This window comes from Cedecea sp. B1(4) (assembly GCF_059414925.1).
Genome location: NZ_JCAHMZ010000352.1, coordinates 1 through 615, shown reverse-complemented (window position 1 = coordinate 615; position 615 = coordinate 1). Strand labels below are relative to the sequence as shown.

The window sequence follows — 615 nt, the reverse complement described above, 5'->3', positions numbered from 1 at the left end:
GCCGCAAGCAGGCCGCGGTGATGGGCGAACGGCCCCGCGTTAAATCCCGCAAGCAGATCATGGCCGCATTGGAAACCGCCCAAGGCGACTATGCCGCCGCCCTGCGTTGGGTATTGAATGACACTAGCGACGTGATCCCTAGAGAGGATGGCTCTCTATGAACGCGGCATTTCTCCGAGTGTCTGCACTCGCGGCACGAACTACTGGCGGCTGGAGTTAACACTGTGAAACTCCTACGCTTTTTCCCCTGGCCACCACCCCAGCTCAGCGAACGGTGGAACAGAGAATATTCTCTGAGAGACGACAGCGTCAGCCTGGGCGAGCTCTTGATGATGGATCCAGTCGCACAGCAATACCGGCGCATCCGATGGAACGGCGATGTCACGATGACCAGACCGATCAGCCAAAGGAACGTAGACCACCTTGAGGTCGTTGTCGTTGAGCGAAATGCCAGCCCGCTCCAATTCCGCCCGCAAATATTGGGCGTACTCCTCCGGCGTTACCGACACTCTCGAAGACATATCTCCTCCGCTGACGTCGCCATCGTACTGCACTTCAGTTCGGGGAAGTCCAAGGCAGACCACACGAGCTCCACCCCTGCGGCCAAGCTATCCG

General features: G+C 58.7%; 1 protein-coding gene. It reads right to left on the bottom strand.

The window, feature by feature from the left end:
- Positions 1-233: 233 nt before the first annotated feature.
- Positions 234-521, bottom strand: coding sequence for a hypothetical protein (locus tag ACR6JA_RS23250; RefSeq protein WP_494599894.1), 288 nt, complete (start codon positions 519-521; stop codon positions 234-236).
- Between the last annotated feature and the right edge of the window lie 94 nt (positions 522-615).

Excerpts from the sequence above, each read along its gene's own strand:
- ACR6JA_RS23250 (WP_494599894.1), bottom strand. The coding sequence starts at position 521 with ATGTCTTCGAGAGTGTCGGTAACGCCGGAGGAGTACGCCCAATATTTG.